General features: G+C 43.7%; 15 protein-coding genes. 12 read left to right on the plus strand and 3 right to left on the minus strand.

All coding sequences use genetic code 11. The annotated features are described in order from the left end of the window. Positions 1-38: 38 nt before the first annotated feature. Complete coding sequence (locus H4W00_RS10385; protein WP_334684950.1) at positions 39-3,068, minus strand: heavy metal translocating P-type ATPase; 3,030 nt, start codon at positions 3,066-3,068, stop codon at positions 39-41. A 409-nt stretch (positions 3,069-3,477) separates the two neighbouring features. Here H4W00_RS10385 and mrcB point away from each other — a divergent pair, with 409 nt between their 5' ends. The 6 genes from mrcB (at position 3,478) to purH (ending at position 11,311) form a co-directional block, all read left to right on the plus strand. After that, a complete protein-coding gene (gene mrcB / locus H4W00_RS10390; protein WP_209957959.1) occupies positions 3,478-5,958 on the plus strand; it encodes a penicillin-binding protein 1B in 2,481 nt (826 codons plus the stop codon). Positions 5,959-6,040: 82 nt separating this feature from the next. Further along, positions 6,041-6,847 carry a tetratricopeptide repeat protein gene (locus tag H4W00_RS10395; RefSeq protein WP_327192952.1) on the plus strand — a complete coding sequence of 269 codons (807 nt, stop codon included), beginning with the start codon at positions 6,041-6,043 and terminating at the stop codon, positions 6,845-6,847. Positions 6,848-6,952: 105 nt separating this feature from the next. Next, positions 6,953-7,879, plus strand: a complete 927-nt coding sequence (gene prmA / locus H4W00_RS10400; RefSeq protein ID WP_209957963.1) for a 50S ribosomal protein L11 methyltransferase — start codon at positions 6,953-6,955, stop codon at positions 7,877-7,879. Between the two features lie 183 nt (positions 7,880-8,062). Beyond that, a complete protein-coding gene (locus tag H4W00_RS10405) occupies positions 8,063-8,929 on the plus strand; it encodes a DUF3426 domain-containing protein (protein ID WP_209957965.1) in 867 nt (288 codons plus the stop codon). 234 nt (positions 8,930-9,163) lie between these two features. Further along, the gene (fis, locus tag H4W00_RS10410; RefSeq protein ID WP_442793109.1) at positions 9,164-9,427 is read left to right on the plus strand and encodes a DNA-binding transcriptional regulator Fis; all 264 of its coding nucleotides are present in this window, start codon (positions 9,164-9,166) and stop codon (positions 9,425-9,427) included. 303 nt (positions 9,428-9,730) lie between these two features. Beyond that, positions 9,731-11,311: a bifunctional phosphoribosylaminoimidazolecarboxamide formyltransferase/IMP cyclohydrolase gene (gene purH, locus H4W00_RS10415; protein ID WP_209957970.1), complete on the plus strand. Its 1,581-nt coding sequence runs from the start codon at positions 9,731-9,733 to the stop codon at positions 11,309-11,311. 159 nt (positions 11,312-11,470) lie between these two features. Here the strand turns inward: purH and H4W00_RS10420 are convergent, their stop codons facing one another. Together H4W00_RS10420 and H4W00_RS10425 are read right to left on the minus strand one after the other, a co-directional pair. Continuing rightward, the gene (locus tag H4W00_RS10420) at positions 11,471-13,345 is read right to left on the minus strand and encodes a SurA N-terminal domain-containing protein (RefSeq protein ID WP_209957972.1); all 1,875 of its coding nucleotides are present in this window, start codon (positions 13,343-13,345) and stop codon (positions 11,471-11,473) included. Positions 13,346-13,727: 382 nt separating this feature from the next. Beyond that, positions 13,728-14,000: an HU family DNA-binding protein gene (locus H4W00_RS10425; protein ID WP_209957974.1), complete on the minus strand. Its 273-nt coding sequence runs from the start codon at positions 13,998-14,000 to the stop codon at positions 13,728-13,730. Between the two features lie 504 nt (positions 14,001-14,504). Here H4W00_RS10425 and H4W00_RS10430 point away from each other — a divergent pair. The 6 genes from H4W00_RS10430 (at position 14,505) to hscB (ending at position 19,276) form a co-directional block, all read left to right on the plus strand. Further along, positions 14,505-15,149, plus strand: a complete 645-nt coding sequence (locus H4W00_RS10430; protein WP_209957977.1) for a hypothetical protein — start codon at positions 14,505-14,507, stop codon at positions 15,147-15,149. Between the two features lie 655 nt (positions 15,150-15,804). Then, positions 15,805-16,305: an Rrf2 family transcriptional regulator gene (locus tag H4W00_RS10435; protein WP_209957979.1), complete on the plus strand. Its 501-nt coding sequence runs from the start codon at positions 15,805-15,807 to the stop codon at positions 16,303-16,305. After that, on the plus strand, positions 16,302-17,528 hold the full coding sequence (locus H4W00_RS10440; protein WP_209957981.1) for an IscS subfamily cysteine desulfurase: 1,227 nt from the start codon (positions 16,302-16,304) through the stop codon (positions 17,526-17,528). Before H4W00_RS10435 ends, H4W00_RS10440 begins: the two co-directional genes overlap by 4 nt. A 134-nt stretch (positions 17,529-17,662) precedes the next feature. Next, positions 17,663-18,076: a Fe-S cluster assembly scaffold IscU gene (gene iscU, locus H4W00_RS10445; protein ID WP_209957983.1), complete on the plus strand. Its 414-nt coding sequence runs from the start codon at positions 17,663-17,665 to the stop codon at positions 18,074-18,076. Between the two features lie 181 nt (positions 18,077-18,257). Next, positions 18,258-18,578: an iron-sulfur cluster assembly protein IscA gene (gene iscA / locus H4W00_RS10450; RefSeq protein WP_209957985.1), complete on the plus strand. Its 321-nt coding sequence runs from the start codon at positions 18,258-18,260 to the stop codon at positions 18,576-18,578. 116 nt (positions 18,579-18,694) lie between these two features. Next, entirely contained in the window at positions 18,695-19,276 is a 582-nt protein-coding gene (gene hscB, locus H4W00_RS10455) for a Fe-S protein assembly co-chaperone HscB (RefSeq protein ID WP_209957987.1), read from the plus strand. The last annotated feature ends 125 nt before the right edge of the window (positions 19,277-19,401 follow it).

A 19,401-nucleotide genomic window follows, 5' to 3' on the forward strand; every position in this document is an offset into this window, starting at 1 on the left:
ATGATTAAAAGTTGAGTAGGTGGTTAACGGTTCACAAACTAGGCACGTTTTAGACGTAACGCATTTAACACCACTAGCAAAGAGCTAAGCGACATACCAATGGCCGCAAGCCAAGGCGGTACGTAGCCAAATATGGCTGGCAATAACACAATGCCGTTATAGCCCAGTGCCCAGCGGAAGTTTTGTTTGATGATCCGTTCGGTTTTATCAGCGATACGCTTAGCAGCTACAATAGCTTCAATTTGACCATTTAAGATAATACTATCGCTTGAGACTTGCGCTAAATCAGCCGCCCCAGCAATTGAAGTGGAGACATCAGCAGCGGCCAATACCGGGGCATCATTAATACCATCACCGACCATCAGTACTACCGCGCCCTGCGCTTGTAGTTGTTGGATATGGTTGACCTTAGCCGTGGGTGATAGACCCTTGTATGCTGACTGTATGCCCAAAGACTCCGCCACAACTAGCGACTGCGGGCTTGGATCACCAGTCAACATTACTGACTCAATACCCAATGCTTTTAGCTTGTCCAACATGGGCTTCGCGGTATCACGCACCTTATCATTGAAGTAAAAACAGGCCAGTGCTTGCCATGAATCTGCTAGCGTCTCATCATGAGTATGAGTATTAGCTTGTGACGAGGGTTGACGACAAGACAATACCACAGCTGAGCTGGCACGATGCGCCACTAAATCTGGATTGAGATCATCATTAGCATTTATACGGTCAATGCTATCGATGTCGTCAGTGCCATCACTCTCATTATAAGCCATTCTATCTAAAGCAAAATCAACATGACCTATCCGGTATAGTACCCCATCAATCATCGCCTCTACGCCGCCTGCTGGATAATGCTCCAAAGCTTGGGTTGCTGGTAGATGCAACTGATAAGCCGCTGTCAGCAGGGCGTGAGCAACTGGATGACGACTGCCTACTTCTAGAGCAGCGGCTATTGATAACACCTTATCTTTTTGGTTTGATAATTCTGTGGTAGCCTTAGTCGTTGGAGCATTATTGGGTGCTAGCAATTCAATATTTAATAGATTGGGCTTACCATAAGTCAGCGTACCGGTTTTATCAAAAGCCACATGGGTAATTTCGGCCAAAGTTTGCAAAGTATGACCGCGAGTGGTCAAAAAGCCATAGCTGGCCAGGCGGTTAGTCGATACTGTTAAGGCGATAGGAGTGGCTAAAGACAAGGCGCAAGGACAGGTAGCTACTAAGACGGCAACTGTTGCCCAGATTGCCTGGCTCGGATCAACGATATACCAGCCAATAAATACCAATACCGACAATACTAAAATCCGCGCCACGAACCAACGTGCCAGCTTATCTGCCTGCTGGGCTAGCTTGGGTTTTTCGCTCATCGCACGGTTCATTAACCGATCAATCAGTCCAATCTGACTGTCTTCTGGTAACACAGTGACTAGCATTTCAAACGGTTGGCTGTCATTCTGCGCGCCACCAATAATATAGTCGCCTTGATTTTTTATAATCAAGTCACCCTCACCGGTCAGCAAGCTTTGAGACACGGTTGCCGTTGGACTAAGTAAGATACCGTCGCTGATGATCTCAGCCCCAGCATCAATCATAATAATGTCACCCACTTGTAAGCTTTGAGCGGTCACCATGCTGCTTTGTCTAGAAAGACGATTTTGCTCTGGGGTCTGACTTTGATTCGAGCGCTTATTTTGTTCTGCTGCTGCTGACCTTTGAATACTTGCTTGTTGCCACGCAATAGCAATGCGCTCAGTGACTTCATGCACGCTTGCTTCCATCTTTGACATAAAGTTTGGCATAGTAGCGACCGGTGTATCGGTTTGAGGGCTGATAGCTTTAAAACTTAGGTCTTGGGCGTTTATATTTTGTGAGCTACTGACAGTAGTAGATACGCTAGTAGTTTGAGCAACAGGTAAATTTTTGGATAAAGCAACTGGCTTATTTTCGGTTTTGAGCTCATGGTCAGGTGCATTAAGGGTATCGTTGTCGGACGTATTAGCAGCAGACTGTTTAAGCTGCTGCAAGATAAGCTCAGCCGCTGCTTTATCTTCCGCAATCTTTTGTACTAGGACCGGCTCTACCACTACCAAGTCATTGGCCATGGTTGCCGCTTTTAGTCGCGCATTGTGCTCAATGTAACGCCCTGCCAGCAAGAAGAAAATAAACATACTGACCGAATCATAATAAGTCTGCCCGTATCCGGTAATAGTCGCGTAAAGGCTGGCAAAAAATGTCACTATCAGCGCCACACTTACTGGCACATCCATATTGACTTGGCGAGCACGAATGGCTGACCAGGCGGAAGTAAAAAATGGTACGCCTGCATAAAAGAACACCGGAATACTGACAAACAAAGATACCCAGCGCAAAAAATCACGCTGTAATATCAGCATGCCACTATATTCACCAAAATATAGGGCGACCGCATACATCATCGCTTGCATCGCACCTAAAGCGGCGATACCCAATCGTAATAGCATTTTGTTGGTATGCTTTGCTAGCATCGCTTCATGGGTGTCTTGACGGTAGGGCTTGGCTTCATAACCAATCGCATTAATCACGGCCAAGATACGGCTAATCGGCAGCTTGGTTTCATCCCAGATCACCCGCATACGCTGGTTGGTCAAATTGACTTGGCATTTATTAATACCCTCAATTTCATACAACCGCGATTCTATCAGCCAGGTACAAGCGGCGCAGCGTAGATTATTTACTGACAGCTCGGCGACTGACAGTCCGTCTTGTGCGTAGACAAACTGTGATTTTATTTCATCATGATCATAAGCTTCAAGGTTGGTCATCTGCGTGGGCAAACTTGCAGTACGGTTAATCTCTGAGCGATCGAGATAATACTGCTCAAGTCCCGCTTCAACGATACTTTGCGACGCCAGCTGACAGCCCATACAGCACATCTCACGCGCGCTACTAAGCACCTCGGTATAAAAGGGGGGGCGTGGTACCGGATCACCGCAATGAAAGCAGTGTCCGGCTGGTGGCAGCACTAGCCCCTGAGTAATTGAGAGGTCGTCGTAATGAGAGGCAGTTGAGGACAAGGCACTGGACATGTTAAATATAATTTCCTTTAAGCAGGCTTGCTTTAACATTGGCTATGTTGAATTCAGCTTAGGCCAACCTGCTATCGACTGGGTGACAGCTGATAATTCGCATAAAAAACATCGTTATAATTCGTATCGATGAGTATCGTAGATTGCTATCTTATATGGTAGTCATTCACCACATTAAAAGCCTAATAATTTTAGTAATTATCCATATAATGGTGGTTGAACACTGGTCAACACTTAAGCTGTTTGATAATAAACAGCTTGCTGACTTTTATTGCTATTCAGTATACACCTTCATAGAACCCTACTCATAAATAGCGAATGAATGCGGCCGTTGATGATGATAGATTGAAAATTTTGTCAATTTGCGTCATTATGAGGCAGTTTTTTATTCTAAAACGGTGCGTTATCAGTGCAAAAATCTCGTTCTAAGCTACCACAGTCGCCTACATCTGCCGTAAACACCCTACCTTCGCAGCAGCGAGGCTTGGTGTTTAGCAGTATCTTATTAATTATCGTTATTGCCGGCATGGTGCTATTGACACTGTATTTAGTCAAGCTCGACCGCACTATTACTAATAAGTTTGAGGGCAAACGCTGGGACATTCCTGCCAAAGTCTACTCACAGCCACTCGAGCTGTATCAAGGTGCCAATGTCGACAAAGATACGATGAAGACTTGGCTTGAGCTGCTCAATTATAGTAGTGATAAAGCCTATGATCGCACCGGCACTTATCGAAAATCGGGTAACACCTACTTTATTCATACCCGCGGCTTTACCTATAGCGCCAATGATGTGGATAAAGAACAAGTCATCAAAATGACCATTGCTGGTAATAAGGTTGAGTCGATCCAAAGTACCTTACCTGCCAAGACCGGGATCATTCGCCTTGAGCCCGTGAGTATTGGTGGTATTTATCCAGACAGTAATGAAGATCGGATGGTCGTCTCTTTAGACGAGGTACCGCAGCCACTGATTGATGCCCTGATAGCGACTGAAGATCGTGGTTTTTATGAACACAAGGGGGTCTCAGTACGTGGTATTGCTCGCGCCGTAATTAATAACTTCACTGGTGGCGCTAGGCAAGGTGGCTCAACCATCACGCAGCAGCTAATCAAAAACTTCTACTTAAACTCTGATCGCACATTAAAGCGCAAAGCCAATGAAGCAATGATGGCGGTGCTACTAGAGCTGCATTATAGCAAAGATGAAATACTACAAACCTATCTGAACGAGATTTACTTGGGCCAAAATGGCAATCGCTCTATTAATGGTTTTGGCCTAGCATCACAGTTCTATTTTGATCAACCGCTTAATGAGCTGCGTTTAGATCAACAAGCGATGCTAGTCGGTATGGCAAAAGGCCCTAGTGTCTACAATCCTCGCCGCAATCCAAACGACTCCAAAGCACGTCGTGACGTTGTACTCAATAATATGCTAGCAGTGGGGACACTGTCACAAGCAGGCTATGATGCTGCAATAAAGCAGTCGCTCGGTGTGGTTGATAAGCCGGTGGAAGGCAAGAGCCAATTTCCTGACTTTTTGGATATCGTCAAACGCGAGCTGAACGACGTTTATTATTCAGATGACCTCAAAAACGAAGGTTTGATCATTATAAGTACGCTCGACCCTATTGCTCAATTAGCGGCAGATAAAGCAGTTGAAAAAGAGCTGGGTGAGTTACGTCGCGGTAGTAATGAAACCAAAGAGTTACAAGGGGCGTTAGTCAGTGCCAACCCTGAAACGGGTGAGCTGGTCGCTGTGGTGGGTAGTGGTAGCGAGTTTACCGGCTTTAACCGTGCGGTCGATGCCAAACGTCAAGTCGGTTCATTATTGAAGCCAGTGATTTATATGACTGCCTTTGAAAGCGGTCGTTACAACTTAGCAAGTTCGGTCGATGATTCGCCGATAACGGTAAACTTAAAAGACGGCAGTCAATGGAATCCTAATAATTACGACAATCGTGATCATGGTTTTGTTCCGTTAACCACTGCCCTTGCAAAATCTTATAATCATAGTGCTGTACGCTTAGGAATGGAATTTGGGATCGACACCTTTGCCAAGCAATTACAACGCATGGGTGTAAAAGAAAAAATCCCTTCATATCCTTCAGTGTTGCTAGGTTCAGTCAATTTAAGTCCGATGGATATGCTTGGTGTTTATCAGGTGTTTGCTACTGGCGGCTTTCGCACGCCGATTCATAGTATCCGCACGGTGATTGATGATCGCGGGCAAATTTTGCAGCGTACTGGACTAAACACCCAGCGTAGCATTCCACCTGAGACCAATTATTTGACCAATTATGCCTTACAGCAAGTGGTCAAAAACGGTACTGGTAGAGGCCTTCAAGCGCTTGGTAGTAATCTGAATCTCGCTGGTAAAACGGGTACGACTAACGACTATCGTGATGCCTGGTTTGCCGGTTACAGCGGTAACTATGTGAGCGTGGTATGGGTTGGTCGCGATGACAATAAACCGATCGGACTCAGCGGCGGTACTGGCGCGCTGCCAGTATGGGTTGACTATATGAAGCGACTAAGGCTCACTCCGGTGGCCTTACCAGAGCCAGAGGGTATTGAATGGCTGTGGCTTGAAAACAACTCTGGCAAACTATCCAACGAGCGCTGTGCCGATGCCCGCTACCTACCCGTCATGTCAGCCTACTTACCAGAAGAGGCCAGTAGCTGCGCGCTCAACTTATATCAGCAGGATCGCGCACGCGAGCAGAGGCCAAATCGACAAGATTCTATGCAGCAACAGCGTAACCGCGAAGGACTAGACAACCCAAATGGTGAAGAAACTACTATTGAAAGTAACAGTGAAACACCAAACAATAATGACGCTCAAAAACGTGCCGACACCTGGTATGACCGGGCACTAGAATGGTTTTAGGGTTGTTTTTTGACATTTAAGAAAGGGCTTTAACATGCTGTCGTCTATACATCAAACTGTATCATATAAGCAAAGGTGGACTATGAACAAGGGATCTATCAAGCAGATTCTGCTACCTAAAACCGTGCTTGTGACTAGCACCATACTGGTTATGCTAAGTTTAAACGCCTGTCAAACTGTGCCGAGTACAACAACAGGGTCATCCGTCACTACGATTGTACGTCAGGCCCCTGCGGTCGACAGTAATGATTATGAGGGCGAAGACGACTACATTGACCAAGACCTTGATGGAGATTCTGCCGAAGACCTTGACGAAGACGACTTCCCTATTGAGCCTTATATTCCACCTGAGCCGTCCGCTACGCCAGATCCTATAATAGAACAAACACCAATATTTGCGCCGCCTAGTATGATTGTCACTACGCCCTCTAGCGAGGACTACATCACCATGCCGACGCCAGTAAGGCCGCCTACTTTACCACCGGCACAGCCAACATCGCCGTCACATAATGAACTGTTGGAGCGTGCACGGCAAAACTCTAAGCAACAACCTCGTCAAGCGACTGCTAATAACAGTAAGCTACCCGCATTTCAAAACTTGATGCAGTCCGGTATTAATCAGCTCAAGGCAGGAAATTTAACGGCTGCCGAAAGCAGTTTTACCCGTGCGCAACGTCTTGCACCCAAGTCATCGGCGGTGTATTTTTATTCGGCACAAGTAGCACTCAAAAAAAACCAGCCGCGCAAGGCAGAAGCCATGGCACGGCGAGGTCTCAATGTCTCAAAAGACAACAGTCGTCGCCGTGCGTTGTGGCAAATTATTCTGCGCTCAGGACAACTACAGAACAATCCGCGTGTGATTCGCGAAGCGCAGCAGGCATTACGCTAGGCTTTTAGCTATTCAATATCGGCCATCATGTTTAGAATGCCGATACAGCATGTGTTTTTTTAATTCACCCCTATTTATTTTTTATTTCAATCTAAGGTTATCGTTATGGCATGGCAACAACTGCATTTACAATGTGAAAAAGAAAACGTTGATTTAGCAGAAACGCTGTTATTAGAAGCCGGTGCATTATCTATTGCATTGGATGATGCGGGTGATCAGCCCTTATTTGAACCCCTACCGGGAGAGTCGCCACTATGGGATGAAGTAATATTAACTGGGCTTTTTGATGCCACCACTGAAGTGGGTAGCCAGCAAGTGGTTGAGCAGTTGGGGCATGAAATTGCCGCCCAGGTGCAAGCCAGCCGTATTTGGCTGACTGCCGTTGAGGATAAAGACTGGGAGCGCGAGTGGATGACCCATTATCATCCTATTAAGTGTGCTAACAACCTATGGATTGTACCTAACTGGCTGACCCCTCCAGATCCTGATGCTACTAATATTATTATGGATCCTGGACTGGCTTTTGGTACCGGTTACCATGCGACTACCCGTTTATGTCTTGATTGGCTGACCGAACAAGATCTAAGTAATAAAGTAGTGATTGATTATGGTTGTGGCTCAGGTATTTTGGGCGTTGCGGCGTTATTGTTGGGCGCTCGCCATGTTTATGCGGTAGATATTGACCCGCAAGCCGTATTGGCTACCAATCAAAATGCCGTACGTAATCATGTTGAAGATCGCTTGCAAGCATTTTTGCCTGAAGACTTTACTACCTACTGCTCGCAGCACAATATCGTGCCAGTAGACGTTATTGTCGCTAATATTTTGGCCAAACCTCTCATCGGCTTGGCGCCTTATTTCGCCACCTTAATCGCCTCCGAAGGACGCATTGTATTGGCAGGACTCATTGAGTCGCAAACGGAGCAAGTCAGTGATGCCTATCAGCCTTACTTTGCACTTGACCCTAAGCATGCTTTTAGTGCCCAAGAGGATCAGCATTGGCAGCGCTTATCTGGTACATTTACAGGCTAGAAACATTCATTTACATCTGTTACGATAGGGAAACAACGTAAAATGTGCGTGTTCGATGCTACTTTATAATTGCTCATGGATGAGAATGTATAATACTCGCAAATAGTTGGGTTGAAAATAACAAGCAACGTTTGCTGAATGGCTACGCGGTATTGAAGGCCATACCTTTTTGGATTCAATCATATGACCACCACGCCAATAAAAACCCAATGCCCTCATTGTCATGCTTGTTTTAACTTACAAAGGATTCAGTTAAATCAAGCAGGTACCACAGTACGCTGTAATCATTGCCAACAAGTCTTTTTGGTGAACGAGTACCTTGTAGTCAACACTGATGCCGCTATCAATACAGTTACTACTGATATTCGAGCCAGTGTTCCTAACACTGCTGAAAATGTATGGCTAGAACAGCTGCTAAAAGACAAAAGCGATGTTGAAGATGGCGGCCAACCTGAGACTGATTTGGCACAATTGCTACTCAACAGGGAGGGTCCTGTTAATGAAGAAGTCAAAGTTAAAATCGACCCAAAATATGCTAATAACACTCGAATACACATGCAGTCCACACCAATGGAGACTGGAACCTCCATTGTCGTATTACTATGGACTATGGGATGCTTGGTACTAGTGCTCCTACTTTTTGCCCAGTATGTTATTTTTAACTTGGACACCTTGATTAAGAACCCCGCTCATGCCGAGCGCTTACAAACAGTATGTGCTATAGCAGCCTGTAGCTTACCCAGTGCAGATCTGACAACCATGACAGTTACTGGTCTCAATTATAGTGCCAGTAGGATCAGCGCTACGAACACGTTTAGCGATGTAACCGGCACCTTGAATAATACGAGTTCACAGCCACAACTGCTGCCCAGCCTTAAAGTGAGTATTTACAGTCCAAATGTGCTCATTGGAGAATTTATCGCCATGCCAGACGACTATCTATTGAGCCCGCAAAATCAGCTGGTCGCCGAAGGTCATAAACAACTCATGTTCACTATACCCGTCGCAGCTGACCAGATTGATAGAATTAGTATTAATCCTATTTATTAATGCATGCGTGCGCAAGGCGTGTTTTAATAGGCGCTAATATAGCAGCGCCGCTCTATTCATCTAAGATGTGCTGAGTTTAACCTCTTATTTTATACCCTTTAATTTCAAGGACATCACCTTATGGCACATCACGTACAACACCCTGCCAACCGTTTTGCCCACAGCTCTGAGAATTTTACTAACTACAGTGAACCAAGTGCTGGTCAGTATGCAATTGACGATTTAGAGCTGTCTTTGAGCGGTGACTGTAATAGCCAAACCAACCATATGCATGAACCTTTGTGCGTGCATGTTGAGCGCGTAGTACGTCAGTATTTTGCCATGTTAGGTGATGAGATGCCAACTGAATTATATGAGCTTATTTTGAAGGAAATGGAGCGACCACTCTTGTCCGTCGTCCTTGAACAGACTCGAGGCAATCAAACTAAGTGCGCGCAGATATTAGGCCTCAATCGTGGTACCTTACGCAAAAAACTTAAAACCTACGACCTCATGTAATAGCTGGTCATGCTATGGAAGCATCTATGTTTTTATATCAGTTTGACAAGCCGTTTATCGACACAGTTATTAGGTTTTATAGTCATTACACTGTAACGCTTTAACCACTTAGAGTTTATTGCGTCATCATTCACTGCGCTTCTTGATATAATTAACGACTCTTTATTAAAATTAATACTCATTACCTATGACAATTCATAGTCTCAATCTTATCACTTGTGATACCGTCTGCAATAATCGCCATGACGGTCATTACTATCTTGCCAGACCTTTGTGTCAGGCTTTTTTTATGGAACTGTTTTTATGAGCACAACACCACTTGCACTACTGTCGGTCTCCAACAAGGCTAATATTGTTGAGTTCGCTCAAGGTCTTATTAAAGCAGGTTTTGGCTTACTGTCTACTGGTGGTACTTATCGATTGCTCACAGAGCACAATGTAGCAGTGACCGAAGTATCAGACTATACCGGCTTTCCTGAGATGATGGATGGCCGGGTCAAAACCCTACATCCTAAGATTCATGGCGGAATTTTAGGACGCCGTGGTACCGACGACGCTATTATGAGCGCTCATGGTATCGATCGTATTGATCTGGTGGTTGTTAATCTATATCCCTTTGCCGAAACTATCGCTCGTGCGGATGTGACCATGAACGATGCTATCGAAAATATTGATATCGGTGGCCCTACTATGGTACGTGCTGCTGCTAAGAACCATGCCCATGTTGGTATCGTCACTGATCCTAAAGATTATGATCGAGTATTAACAGCCTTAGGTAATAATACCGAGCTGACTGCCGCATTACGTTACGACTTAGCCGTTAAAGCATTTGAGCATACAGCCCAATACGACGGTATGATTGCCAATTTCTTAGGCAGCCGAGTGAATGAAACTCAGCAGCCTGATACTTTTGCGCGTACTTTTAATTTACAGCTTGAGAAAGTGCAAGACCTACGTTACGGTGAAAACCCGCATCAAAAAGCCGCATTCTATATAGAAAACCAAGTTCTACAAAGTAAGCAAGCATCCATTGCTACCGCCCAGCAGCGACAAGGTAAGGCGCTGTCGTATAACAATATCGCCGATACTGATGCGGCTCTTGAATGTGTTAAAGCCTTTAGCGCTCCTGCTTGTGTCATCGTCAAACATGCTAATCCTTGCGGCGTCGCCATTGATAATGATCAAGTAGCGGCTTATCGTACTGCTTTTAGCACCGACCCTGAGTCTTCTTTTGGCGGTATTATTGCTTTTAACCGTCAATTAACAGTGGCAGCAGCCAAAGCCATTATCGACAATCAGTTTGTAGAAGTCATCATTGCACCAAGTCTTGAAGAGGGTGTGCTTCAAGCCACTGCTAGTAAGAAAAACGTACGGGTATTGGTCTGTGGCGAGCTGACGGCTTCTGATGCACCCATGACCCAGCTGGATTACAAGCGTGTTAATGGCGGTTTATTGGTACAAGAGCAAGACTCAGGTATTATTAATGCCGGCGAATTACAAATTGTGACTGATGTTCAACCCACAGAAGCACAGATTGCTGATCTGTTATTCACATGGACAGTGGCTAAATACGTTAAGTCTAATGCGATTGTTTATGGTAAAAATCAGCGCACTATCGGTGTTGGGGCCGGTCAGATGAGCCGTGTAAACTCAGCACGTATTGCTGCGATTAAAGCCGAGCATGCAGGCTTGATCACTGAAGGCGCTGTTATGGCTTCTGATGCATTTTTTCCCTTCCGTGATGGCATTGATAATGCCGCAGAAGTAGGCATCTCCGCTATCATTCAACCTGGTGGCTCAATGCGTGATGACGAAACTATCGCCGCGGCTAATGAACATGGTATCGCTATGGTGTTCACCGGCATGCGCCATTTCCGTCATTAATCCATCTTCGAGATGACCGATTTTTAAGACGTCTAATTTTAAAAAAATTATTAGTCCTCCATTAAAAAAGCCACGGTATGAATACCGTGGCTTTTTTATCATTACTATTTTTTATTGCGCTATTGATAACGCTCAATAGTGATAATTGTTGAGAAAGTTTTAACGCCCTTGTGCACTTGCCATATTGGTTTCATTTACTTCAACTTTATAAATCAAGCGCAAATAGTCTAAATAATCTTGCAGCTGATCTTGCCCTAAATTGTCACGAATAATTGCAGCTGTTTGCGCTTTCTCAGCAGCAGACAGTGGTGATTGTTGTTCAGTTTTAATAGAGTCACCGACTATGACTGTCGCGCCTATTTCCGTTTCGCTCGCTAACGCCACTACCCCATTAGCAGGCGCTTGCTGACTGAATGCCAATCCACGTTCTTTTTCTGTCAGGCGTGTGGTCTGACGATTTATTTCACCTAGCGCTTGGAAAGTTACTTTTTGCTTACTGATATCAGCCGCGGTCTTAATACCAGCAGCCAACTGTTTGGCGTCTTTTAACGCCAAGGCGCTGGCTTTTTGCTGACGTAATATTTGCGTGATAGTAGGCGTTGCAGCTGCCAAGGTGAGGGTCTTGGTAGGACGATAATTGCTTGGTTGTACCCAGGCGATACCTGAGCCCACATCAATACCTGTCGTCACTGCTTGATCTTGAATAATAAAATCATCAAAGGCTTGCTTGATAACCGCCGGCTGCGCCAATACCGAGGTATTATTCTCTTTGCGATAATTTTTGAGACGTTTTAATGGCACGTTCTCTTGCTGCGCAATATCTTCGATACTAAAGCCATCTGCTGCTAAATCGTTAATCGCAGTCACTTTATCTGCATAAATTTCCTGACGCTTATATTCTTTAGCTTTAACCGTCAACTCTTCACGCATACTGTCTAGACTGGGTACTTGACTACCCTTGTCTTCAGTTATAGTAAATATCTGATAGCCAAAGCTAGTCTTGATGGGCTTACTGATGTCACCAACGCTTAATCCCTGTAGTGCTTGTTGGACCGCTTGCGCATCGCTGCCGAACACCGATGGATTAAAACTACCAATGGCGCCGCCAGTAGCACCTGATGGGTCATCAGACTCATTTTTTGCCAGCGCTGCAAATGATTCACCTTTGGCCAAACGCGCATTAATTTTATCCGCTCGCGCCTTAGCATCGTCACCCGTCAATAATATTTGACTGAGTTTGCGCTCATCGACTATGGCTAACCCTTGCTTATATCCTGCGTACTGCCGCTGCAACTCTTCTGTGGTGACATTTTCAACTTGCATAGTCGCCGGGCTGAGCTGAATGTAGGCCAAATCGACCATAGCTGCACTCTTAAGCGTGCCCTTATTGGCGTCATAATAAGCCTGCACGTCAGCTTTGGTCAATTTGACCTGCTGCTGATAATTCTGCCAATTGAAGCGATATAACCAAACATTGCGCGCTTCTAGCTGTAACTCAATCAACTGACTGACTGCTTTCATTGGATAAATAGCCGTACCAACAATGCTGGCATTCAGCTGATCCAGACTCAATTGATTGCGAAATTCTGTAAATAGCTGGTCCTTATTCATACCGCGCTGACGCAAAAAGTTTGAAAATTGCTCATTAGAAAAGTCACCATTGGCATCTTTAAAAATATCTTCTTGGCGTAACAAACGATTAATAGTGTCATCAGATACGGTCATACCCAGCTTGCCAGCCTGCTGTTCTAATAAAGTGCGATCAATCAAACCTTTTAACACTTGTTTATGGAGCACGTCTTCATTGAGCAAACTGGCGTCATCGAGCTGATCCAAAATCTCCGTACGTCTGCTGTTCACTGCACTTTGATACTCTGATGACCCCACACTCGCCTCACCTACTTGCGCGATTTGGTTGGGATCAACACCACTTTGGAAGTAGCTTTCAATACCCAATAGAGCAAGCGGCGATAGGCATAAAATCAATAAAATGCGACCAGGCCAGCTTTTTAAAAAATCGCGCAATTTATCCATAATTATTTCTGCTTTATTAACCTATATTGATGAAAAACCATTGTAATACTAATAATAACATTCATGCTGTTCGAGCAGGCAATGGCAAGGTGAGGAACATCGGTAACTTATAAACGCCAGCTAAAGCTTGTTTAAGCATCACAGCTAACGCGCCCTATGATACGTGATTTTTGGTGTAGACTCAAAATATTCGCGCGATATGAGCATAAATGACATCTATAAAAAAAAGCACCCCTGTGAGGTGCTTTTTTATTACTCAATTTGCAGCTTTAATTGTCAGCTGCAAACCTACTATCTACTGGCTACAAGCACTTTTTTTATTAGTGAATAAAATAGCTATGTAGCATATACCTATGTGTAGCGAACTACTTTAAGTAACCGCTTAGTTCAAGCGCTCTTTTAAGTTTTTACCGGCTTTAAAGCTAGGTACTTTACTTGCTGGGATAGCAAGTTCTTCACCAGTCTTAGGGTTACGGCCTGTACGGGCTTTACGATCTTTTACGCTAAAGGTACCAAAACCAACTAATGAAATGCTTTCGCCCGCTTCTAAAGCTTGGCCAACACTTTCCATTACTGCGTTTAGGGCATCACCAGCTTGGGTCTTATTTAGACCGCTTTTGTCTGCAATGCTATCAATTAATTCTGACTTATTCATAAAATTTCCTTCAGGTTTAAGGGGTATAATAAAGGCTAACGTCAGGCATTGTATCGCTCTCATGCTATTTAAGCAATAAGAACCATCCTACTTATGCATTAGCAGGTTACACTTTGTTAACGTCTTTATATCAAGGCAGCATAAGGAGCGCAAGCGATTTTACATATTTTCGTATCCTATACTACGCATTTGACACTTAACGTTACGCAATACATCTGTAACTTAACTGTCAACTCTTTGACTCACCTCAAATGAGATGACCACTACCTTTCTTATTCATGTTATAACCATTACGTATTAAATACCAACGTTTGTTAAGTATATTATATTTATTTACAACCCAAGGTCCAAGGCAACAATTTGCTAACTGGCAACAATTTGCTAACTGACAGGTACCAACGTTACTTTTTATTATAAAGACGGTACTATAAGCACAACATAAAGACACCGCTTGCACCAATTTTAACTTTTATCTCAACTTGCCAATAAAAATGGACTACCCACATGAAGCGTTCTACGTTGTCTAGCTCTTTTCTTAATATCATTCTAGTGTTCATCGAGTCGGCATTGACACTATTGCTACGTTTAGATCCTGAGCTACGTAAAGCCGCTTATCCACTGGCTAAGAAAAGCACTGTGGTCGCTCTTCGATTATATCTACCGCATGTGCAGGTGTTTGCTACTTTTAGTTATAAAGGCGTGCTGCTAGATGCCAAGCTGCCTGCTGGACGCAGTGAACCAGATGTGATCATTAACGCTTATAGTATTCAAGTCCTAAACGCCATTACTACCCATGATAGCGAAACGACCGATAAGCTACAAATGCGTGGTGAGTCGGCTCAAGTACAGCTGATCAAACAGTTCATCATGCAGCTGGGTCTCGGCAGTCTCATTCAGAGTGTCGTTAAGAAGTTCAAAGGCGATAAAAGCAAATCTAAGCCTAGTGACGCTGAGATGGAAAGCAAAAAAGATAACTACAAGCAACGTATCAGTGAGCAACAAACCCAGATTAGCACCCTAACTATCAAGAACCGTGAACTAGAAATGACTGTCAAAGAATTACAAAGCAAACAAAAAACAATGCTAATTACTGCTGTTGTCGCGGGCATCATTGCCATCGGATTACTTATTGTATTGTTCATGAATTGAGCTATTTTTAATGAATAAGATAACGTTGATAAGATAACGTTGAATGGTAAAGATCAATTTTTGGTTCATTCAGCCGCTGTAAGACATCGAAACATTCGCTTACCCTGTTGAGCGTGAATTCCTATTATCATAGAGGTGACTATCATATAAAAGTCGCTTAGCACCTCATTCAGCTTAGCACCTCATTCAATAGTCATCCTAAGTTTTGATGAGCTCCAATTTTGATGAGCTCCAATGAGGCATATGCTTAGCAAATAGACGCTCAATAGATAAATTTTTAGCAAAAAGTATCTAACAAAATGAAGCGCTGACTCTGGCTATTAAATGCTATTATAAATTACCACTATTTATTCGCTACCTTGGTTTTTTGAACGCCTCTGTCTTGATACCTCCTACCTTTTAGCTGATGAAATGCCTGATTGTTTTTACTCATCATAGTGTTAGATTGGATTAACCATTCAACCACATTTTAATCTTGACTAAATTAGTCGGGATTGAGTATAATAACTTTATCGCAGCACACATCGGGTTAACCATCTGTTGTTTAATGGCGTTAACGCTAGTCTTAGTAACCTATCCATTTATTCGTTCTATAAAACCCCTACTAAGCTCGCTATTGAATTTGGCCTATAACCGATCAGTTTGGAGATATTTTATGCGTTTAACGACTCGAGGCAGATATGCAGTTACCGCCTTGTTAGATCTAGCACTACAAGCTAGCCAACAAGAGGGCGCGGTTTCTTTATCTGATATCGCTAAACGGCAGTCTATATCAATCTCCTATCTTGAACAGTTATTTTCTAAACTGCGTAAGCGTGGTCTAGTAATCAGTATTCGCGGTGCCTCAGGGGGCTATTATCTAGCCAAGCCTTTAGATGAGATTGATGTAATGAGCATCATTTCGGCAGTCGACGAATCAGTTGATGCCATGCAGTGTGAAGGACGTGGCGACTGCCAAGATGGCACAATGTGCCTAACTCACGATTTGTGGTGTGCCCTATCCAATCATATCGAACAGTACTTGAAAAATATAACATTAGCGCAATTATTAAAGATGGAAAATGTACAGTCTGTTTCAGAACGCCAGCATATTGATTCAATCATAAAAGACATCAATACCATTACTTTATCGACCAGCGAGGCACACCCAGCATGAGTCAAAATAATAAACTGATATACTTAGATTACGCCGCTACTACACCAGTTGCCAAGTCGGTCGCTGTGAAGATGAGCGAATATCTAACTGTAGATGGCATCTTTGGTAATCCAGCATCGCGTTCGCATGGCTACGGCTGGCAAGCTGAAGAAGCAGTCGAAACCGCGCGTCAACAAGTTGCTGAAGTCATCAACGCTGACCCTCGCGAGATAGTGTTTACCTCAGGGGCAACAGAGTCTAACAACTTAGCCATTAAAGGCGCAGCACATTTTTACCATTCACGTGGTAAGCATATCATTACCAGTCAAATCGAACACAAAGCGGTACTTGATACTTGCCGTGAACTGGAGCAAGAAGGCTTTGAGATTACCTATCTTGAACCACAAAAAAGTACCGGCCTAATTTTACCGCAACAAGTCAAAGACGCTTTACGTGAAGATACTATTCTAGTGTCATTGATGATTATTAATAACGAACTTGGCACGATCACTGATGTGGCTGCTATTGGCGAAATCACTCGTGAAGCGGGTATCATTCTCCATGTCGATGGTGCACAAGCAGTAGGTAAAATTCTGATCGACCTGGCAACTACCAAAATTGACTTAATGAGCTTTTCGGGCCATAAAGCGTACGGTCCTAAAGGTATTGGCGCATTGTTCGTCAGCCGTAAGCCACGTGTCCGTCTAAAAGCCGAACAACATGGCGGTGGTCATGAGCGCGGAATGCGTTCAGGTACATTGCCAACGCATCAAATCGTTGCCCTTGGCGCCGCGTTTAGTCTCGCTAATGAGCGTTATAAAGAAGACAATGCTCATGCCGCGAAATTGCGCCAAAAGCTTTGGGATGGACTTCAAGATATTGAAGAGATTTACCTAAACGGTGATCTTGAACACAGTGTTCCCAATATCGTAAATATTAGTTTTAACTTCGTTGAAGGCGAATCGTTGATGATGTCGCTTAAAGACTTAGCGGTATCATCAGGGTCAGCATGTACGTCAGCTACCCTTGAGCCATCATATGTCCTACGTGCTATTGGTCGTCCTGATGAATTGGCTCACAGCTCTATACGCTTTAGCTTCGGTCGTTATACCACCGAAGAAGATATTGATACCGTGATCCGTCAGATGCATGGCGCAGTTGACAAATTACGCGACCTATCGCCACTTTGGGATATGTATCAAGATGGCGTTGATTTAGATTCCTTAGAATGGGCTGAGCACTAAGATAACCGTACGGCTATATAATATAGCCGTTGAATAAAGAATCAGACAATTATAGAATGAGTATTTGACCCCAATTACCGATGAGTATGTGAACCAGTAGTATTACTGCTCATCATCTAACTAGGAGAAGAACCATGGCCTATAGTGACCAAGTTATTGATCATTACGAAAATCCACGCAACGTTGGTAATCTTGACAAAAATGCCAAAAACGTTGGTACCGGTATGGTCGGTGCCCCAGCCTGTGGCGATGTGATGCGTCTGCAAATTCAAGTTGATGATAACGGTATCATTGAAGATGCACGCTTTAAAACTTACGGCTGCGGCTCAGCGATTGCCTCAAGCTCACTCGTTACTGAGTGGCTAAAAGGTAAAAGCTTAGAGCAGGCAGGCGAGATTAAGAATAACGATATCGTTGTAGCGTTGGCATTACCACCAGTAAAAGTGCATTGCTCAGTATTAGCAGAAGATGCGATTAAATCTGCTATTAGTGACTACAAAGGCAAGCACAGTGTTGTTGAAAGTAAGGTAGAAGAAGCAGTCAGCTAAGTTTACTTTAATGTATTCGCTCTTTTATTAACAAGACTATTGTTTAAAAGAGCTGCTGACGCAACGCTACGAGGGTGACAATGACAGTTATGTAATTGTCACCTTTTATTTTAAGTGCTAAAAGTTTAAAACTTCTTTAGTAGAACAATATCCATATTATTGACAGTCAATAGGAGTTGGCATGATTGAAATGACAGAACGCGCCGCTCAGCATGTTCAAGGATTTTTGGACAATCGCGGTAAAGGTGCAGGTATTCGTGTTGGTATTCGCACGGCAGGATGTTCAGGTCTGGCTTATGTTTTAGAGTTTGTCGATGTGCCTGATGAAAATGATACCCGTTATGATAGCCGTGACGTGAGTATTTTTATCGATCCTAAAAGCTTGGTTTATTTGGATGGCTTGTTAATGGATTATGAGAAAGAAGGCTTGAACGAAGGCTTTAAGTTCACCAACCCCAATCAAAAAGGCGAATGTGGTTGCGGTGAATCATTTACGATATAAAATACCTAGGTATTGCTAGCATAATATTATAACTACTTATTAAGGCCTATTTTTAAGACGGCTTTAAAAGTCAAATTTGTAAAAAATAAATAAAAATAAAAAGTAAGGCACATATTATGGCAGATCTCATTCCAGAAGCTCAATTCGATAATTTCTTTGCCCTATTTGAGCAGCCGGTACAGTTTGAGCTGTCACAAGATAGTTTAGATCAACATCTACGTCTATTACAGAAACGCTATCACCCTGATAATGTTGCTAAAAATTTAACTGACAAAACAAAAGCTCAGCAGCAGTCTGAGCAAGCCTCCGCATTGATCAATCAAGGCTATCAGACTTTAAGCGCCCCTGACAGCCGCGCAGCTTATCTACTCGATATGGCAGGACAAGCTCAAACACTTGAAAATTCAATTGCAGACCTCGAGTTTTTAGAAGATGCTATGGAGCTGCGTATTGATCTAGGTGAAGCCATCGATAGCAACGACCGCCCAGAACTAGAAAAACTGCATCCACAAATTTTGCAGCGATTGAACAATCAATCGGAACGTTTTAATGCGACATATCAAAACGAAGAATGGTCAGCAGCGATTGATGCCACACAAAAGTTAAAGTTCTTAGTCAAACTTGATGCCGATATCACCACTGGTCTGGATGATATTGCCAGCGCAGCGCAGACAGACGATGATGATTTATACGTCTAATACTTGGCTAAAACTCATAAAGAGGGTTAAAATAGTATCCGTACACCGCGGCATTCATATTTTAAGTCAATAGTTTAAACGCACCACTGTAAGCGCGGCTAATTAGTATTTATTGCCAACTACTG

The organism is Psychrobacter sp. PL19, from assembly GCF_017875835.1.
GTDB lineage: Bacteria > Pseudomonadota > Gammaproteobacteria > Pseudomonadales > Moraxellaceae > Psychrobacter.